5 protein-coding genes are annotated in these 5382 nt (G+C 72.3%); 2 read left to right on the plus strand and 3 right to left on the minus strand.

Annotation, left to right across the window (positions count from 1 at the left end; translation table 11 throughout):
• Positions 1-207: 207 nt before the first annotated feature.
• Together ACFV57_RS42500 and ACFV57_RS42505 are read right to left on the minus strand one after the other, a co-directional pair.
• A complete protein-coding gene (locus ACFV57_RS42500) occupies positions 208-597 on the minus strand; it encodes a DUF4333 domain-containing protein (RefSeq protein ID WP_385244619.1) in 390 nt (129 codons plus the stop codon).
• A 125-nt stretch (positions 598-722) separates the two neighbouring features.
• Positions 723-1322, minus strand: a complete 600-nt coding sequence (locus tag ACFV57_RS42505) for a hypothetical protein (RefSeq protein ID WP_385244629.1) — start codon at positions 1320-1322, stop codon at positions 723-725.
• Positions 1323-1479: 157 nt separating this feature from the next.
• Here ACFV57_RS42505 and ACFV57_RS42510 point away from each other — a divergent pair, with 157 nt between their 5' ends.
• The gene (locus tag ACFV57_RS42510; RefSeq protein ID WP_385244621.1) at positions 1480-2439 is read left to right on the plus strand and encodes an alpha/beta hydrolase family protein; all 960 of its coding nucleotides are present in this window, start codon (positions 1480-1482) and stop codon (positions 2437-2439) included.
• A 120-nt stretch (positions 2440-2559) separates the two neighbouring features.
• Here the strand turns inward: ACFV57_RS42510 and ACFV57_RS42515 are convergent, their stop codons facing one another.
• Positions 2560-3693, minus strand: a complete 1134-nt coding sequence (locus ACFV57_RS42515; RefSeq protein ID WP_385244623.1) for a DUF5954 family protein — start codon at positions 3691-3693, stop codon at positions 2560-2562.
• Positions 3694-3896: 203 nt separating this feature from the next.
• Here ACFV57_RS42515 and fes point away from each other — a divergent pair, with 203 nt between their 5' ends.
• Positions 3897-5192: an enterochelin esterase gene (fes, locus tag ACFV57_RS42520; RefSeq protein ID WP_385244626.1), complete on the plus strand. Its 1296-nt coding sequence runs from the start codon at positions 3897-3899 to the stop codon at positions 5190-5192.
• Positions 5193-5382 lie beyond the last annotated feature (190 nt).

Raw genomic sequence — 5382 nt, forward strand, 5'->3', positions numbered from 1 at the left:
CCCCTGCCCCACCCGCTCCTTCCCCGTACACCCCCGGCCCCAACCCCCCCCAACCCCCCCCCACAACCCGCCCCCCCGCCCACCCCCGTTTCCCCCCCCCGCCCGGGGCCCCCCCCCCCGCGGGGTCCGTCTGCCAACGGATCTCGGCTCGCCTGCCGAAGCCTGGCGGTCGGCAGGTGCGAGACCGCTCTGCGCCGTTACCCGTTACTACTGCTTCTTGCCCGCCCCGCCCTCGGCCCCCTGGGCGCCGCCCTCCGCGCTGCCTTCCAGCACGGCGAAGTCGACCGTCACCTCATCGCCCTGCACGTCGGCCACGGAGATCGTCATCGGCCTGCGCTTGTCCTTGTAGACGGCGGTGCACTGCACGCTCGCCTCCTTCTTCGCGGCAAGCCCGCCCGCGCAGCTCACCGAGTCCGGCGTCTCGTCGCGGTAGGGGTGGTCCTTGGCCTCCTTCTCCACATCCGCACGCGACACCGCGTGATCTGCCCCGCTCGCGGTCAGGACCGCTCCGTCGTTACCCGTGTTCAAGCTCAAGGCGATTCCCGCGCCTGCCGCCAGCACGACGACCACGGCCAGGGCGATGACAATGCGCTTCATGCGTAGTTCCTCGAATCCCGTTCCGGCCGGTTCCCGCCGGCCGCTCTCTTTCCGTCCACTGCCAACCCTTTACTTTCGGATCATTGGGGATGACGCAGAAACGTGCGGTACAGGTTCCGTACCACTCAATGCGCGAAGGGTGGTTCGAAGCAGCCAGTCTCCGGATAGGGACCGTTGACCGACACCTGATAGTTGGTTTTCTGTACGAAAGCAGTGACACAGGCGTCTTTGTGGACACGGAGACCGATTCGGGCGCCTTCGGGCGTGACGTAATGGTCGGTCACGAAGCGGGAATCCATGGCGCGCACCTCGATTTCCGGGCCGCGCCGGTCGCCGTCGGAGGCGGCCTTCCGTTCCTGATACCCGAGCGCGAGCATCGCCGAGCGGACGTTCTCGGGGCCCCACTTTCCCTGTTTCCAGAGGCTTTTGAGTACGGGCTCGATGCGACCGGCTTCCTTTTGGGCGTCCTTTTCGGAGGCCGGGGACATGTCGCGCGCGCGGCGGCCGGCGTTGTTCTCGTTGTAGTGCGGGGCCCCGTCGCGGGAGCCGGGTTCCACGTAGGGGGGCGCGCCGCCCGACGGGACGACGGAGCTGGGGCTGGGGGCCGGGCTCGGGGCACCGGCCGCGACGGGCCGCTGTCCGCAGGCGGTCAGGGATATGGCGGCGCCGGCGAGGAGGAGTGCGGCGGCGAGGCGTCTTCGCGGCCGCATCGTTGAGGTGGGCATGCGGATCACCCTGCCATGAGAGCGCACCCCGACCCATCGCTCGTTGACAAAGCGGAACGACGTTCCATATCGTAAGTGGAACAACGTTCCGTTTCTGTTGCGGCCGACGCCACCGAGGCCGTCGCCGCCGCGACTCCGTTGAATGGACCCACGCATCATGAGTGAACCGACCTCCGCAGCCGACTCCTTCGGTCTGCCCGCCCCCGTCCTCTCGGTCAGTCCGGTGGTGCTGCCGGTTCCCGGCCGGGCCGTGGACCTCCAGGTACGGGTTTCCGCGCCCGTGACCGGGAGCGACCTGCCGGTCATCCTCCTCTCGCACGGGCAGGGCCACTCGAACCACCTCTCCTCGCTGAACGGCTACGCGCCTCTCGCCCACTTCTGGGCGGCGCACGGCTTCGTCGTGCTCCAGCCCACCCACCTGAGTTCCAGGACGCTGAACCTGGCCCCCGACACCCCCGGGGCGCCGCTGTACTGGCGGTCGCGGGCCGAGGACATGACGCACCTCCTCGACCGGCTCGACGAGATCGAGGCCGCCGTTCCGCAGCTTCTCGGGCGCCTGGACCGCAGCAGGGTCGCCGTGGCCGGGCACTCGATGGGCGGGCACACCGCGAGCCTGCTGCTGGGCGCCCGGCTCACCGATCCGGACGACGGAACGGAAGTGAACCTGGCCGAGCCCCGGATCAAGGCGGGTCTCCTGCTGGCCGCGCCCGGCCGGGGCGGCGATGCCCTGAGCGAGGCCGCGGCCGAGCTGCTGCCCTTCGTCACGACGACGGACTTCTCCACGATGACGACGCCCACGCTCGTGGTCGTCGGCGATCAGGACGACTCCGCCCACCTGACGGTCAACGGCCCGGACTGGCACGCCGATCCGTACGTCCTCGCCCCCGGCTCCAAGGCCCTGCTCACGCTGTTCGACGCGGGGCACGGGCTCGGCGGGATCTCCGGTTACGACGTCGCCGAGACCACGGACGAGAGCCCGGAGCGAGTGGCCGCGGTCCAGCGGCTCACCTGGGCCTACCTTCGTAGCGAGCTCTGCCCGGGGGACTCCGCCTGGCAGACGGCGTGCGACGCGCTGGCGGCCGGGGCCGCCCCGCTCGGACGGGTCGAGACCAAGTAGGGGCGTAACCAAGTACGGAGTGACGAAGCAACGCACCCGCGCACCGGCCGCACGCCGGTCCGGCTCGGCTCTTCCCGCGCCGAGCCGGACCGGCAACCATTCAGAGCGGCCCCCAGCCGTTCAGGTGCGCCTGTCCCCCGCCCCGCGATCCTTGAGCGCCGCGCGCCGCGCCTCCTCCTGCTCGCACAGGGCCTTGAACCTCAGGATGCGGTCGTCGGGTTCGGCCGGCTCGTCCTCGTCGTCGTCCTCCTTCCACAGCCCCTGCTCCTTCAACTGCCGCGTGTGCACTTCCACGGGTGGCTGCGGATCGAAGTCGCTGGGCCGCGGCCCCTCCGGTCCGTCGGGCCCGACACGGACCAGCCGTTCGACCCGAGTGATGCGGAACCGGCGCCCGTCGACGCTCAGGCTGTTGCCGCGTTTCGCGTCCAGCGCGTCGGCCGCCCGCGCGTACTCCGCCTGTTTCCCGTCCGAGAGTTCCAGGCTGAACGGCGCCAGCACCCGGAGCCACACCGCCAGGCCGTCCCGCGCCTTCTGCGGGGTGGCGTGCGACGCCCCCGGGTCCTGCGCCTTCCACTGCCCGTCCACCCGCTCCGCGGTCATGAACACCGTCGGCAGCAACACGCCGCCCGGGTACCGCACGGCGGCGCGCAGCGCGTCGTCGTAGACCTCCGGAGGGGCGCCGGGGGCCGCGCCGACGAACCGCACGAGGTCCAGCTTCAGGAGACTGTCGGACAGGCCGGTACCGACGTACGGGTCGACGATGAAGCCCTTGGTCGGGGACGGCTCGCGGAAGGCCTCGCCGGGCCGCGACGGGTCCGGGTCGGAGGGGCGGGGCGGCTCGGGGCCGCTGCGGCCCATGCGGATGAACTTCGCGGCGCGTACGATCCGGAACCGCTCGCCGCAGACACGCAGGTCGTCGACGACCTCCCGGTCCATCCGCAACGCCGCCGCCATCCACCTCCTTTGCCCCTCCGCGTCGCCGGCGTCCGCGGCCTTCTTGGCGGACATACGAAAGTGCGAGCCCAGGGTGTCCCTGGCCCCCTGCGGTTCGGTGGCGCCGTACTCGGACAGCTCCCAGCCGCCGGCGTCGTGCTCCTTCGCATGGAAGAACTCCGCCGGCCCCACTCCCAGCAGTTCCGGGTAGCGCTCGCGCGCCTGCCAGGCCTCCTGGTCCGCGAGCGCCGCGACGGGGTTTTCGTGCGGGGACACCCGGAAGGTGAGGTAGCCGGGCACCCTGTCCTCGTAACCGTCCATGCACCGAATGTGCCCGAACGCGCGGCGGCGGCGCCGGGAAACGCGGGGAAACAACCCTGCCGCGCGGGGTGAGTGCGCGACTGTCCTCCCGGACACCGAGCCCCCGAAGGTAAAGTAAGGCTGGCCTTACCAAAACTGAGGGGGCGGTCCACCACCGACTGCCCCCGCCGCGTCCCCGCACCACCCTCATGGAGCCCACCTCGATGCCCGCCACCACCCCGCCCGCCGACACGCCCCGCCACCCGCCCCGGGTGCCGCGGCCCTCCCCCGTGCCGCGCGTCACCGACGAACGTGTCGTCCGGCGGGCGGCCGAGACGGCCGGGGCGGACTTCTGGCGGGCAGTGGAACGGGAGGGCACGCCGCTCGTCGGGCCCGATCCGCACGGCGCGACGGACCACGCGCTCGTCACGTTCCTGTGGCGCGGCTCCCCCGCGACCCGCGCGGTCCAGGTGTCCCCCAACAAGCTCGCCGACCCACGCGACCCGGCCGGCAACCTTATGGACCGCGTGCCCGGTACGGACGTATGGCACTGGTCCGTACGGATGCGCCGCGACTGGCACGCCACGTACACGCTGTGTGTGGACGAGGGTGACGGGCCCTCCGCAGACGACGACGCGTACTGGCCGTGGCTGCGCACGCAGCAGCGCACCGATCCACTCAACCCGCACTGTCTCGCGAGTCGTTGGGGCGGCCCTCCGGCGTCCTGCGTCGCGCTGCCCGGCGCGCCGCGCGGTGCGGAGTGGCGGGAGCGGCCCGGCGTGCCCCGTGGCACGGTCTCCGTGCACACCGTCCCCAGTGCGCTGCTCGGCAACGCGCGCCGGGTGTGGCGGTACGTGCCCCCGGGCGGCGCCGACGCGGGTGCGCAAGCGGGCGGTGGGCTGCCCGTCCTCGTCCTCCTGGACGGGGAGATGTGGCAGCCGGGGCTCGGCGTGGCCACCCTGCTGGACAACCTCATCGCGGAGGGCCGCGTCCCGCCGCTGGTCGCGCTCCTGCCCGAGTCCCTGGGCGCGGACACCCGCTGGGCGGAGATGACCTGCGCCCCGCGGTTCGCCGGTTTCCTCGCGGACGAGTTGCTGCCGTGGGCCGCCGCGGATCTGCCGCTGACCGCCGACCCGGCCCGTACGGTGGTGGCGGGCCAGAGCCTGGGCGGCCTGACCGCCGCGTACGCGGCGGTGACCCTGCCCGGCCGGTTCGGTGGCGTCCTGGCGCAGTCGGGCTCGTTCTGGTGGCCGAACGGTCCGGGCGCGCAGTGGCTGACCGAGCGGATCGCGGCGTCCCCGCGGCTCCCGGTGCGGTTCCGCCTGTCGGCGGGCGAGCAGGAGTGGGTCGCGCTGCCCGCGAACCGGCGGCTGCGCGACACCCTGGCGGCCAAGGGATACCAGGACGCGGTCTACCGCGAGTACAACGGCGGCCACGACTACCTGTGCTGGCGCACGGAACTGGCCGACGGGCTGTGTGAACTGCTCGGCCCGGGGGCGGGCGGGTCCGCAACCGAGTGACGCGCCGGGGCCCGGCCGCTGGAATGCGATGCCGTTGGTTAATTCGGGCCTTGGCGTGACGTCGGCTTCCGGGACCCGGTTGTGGTCTTGGAAGCCGACGTTGTTGTGTGGGGAGGGTGTCGGGTGTCGATGCGGCCGGAGGAGCCTGGAGAGGTTCCGGCGGAGACGGTGCGGGTGGCACGGGCGGCCT

Source organism: Streptomyces sp. NPDC059788, from assembly GCF_042732265.1.
In the GTDB taxonomy this organism is placed as follows: Bacteria; Actinomycetota; Actinomycetes; order Streptomycetales; family Streptomycetaceae; genus Streptomyces.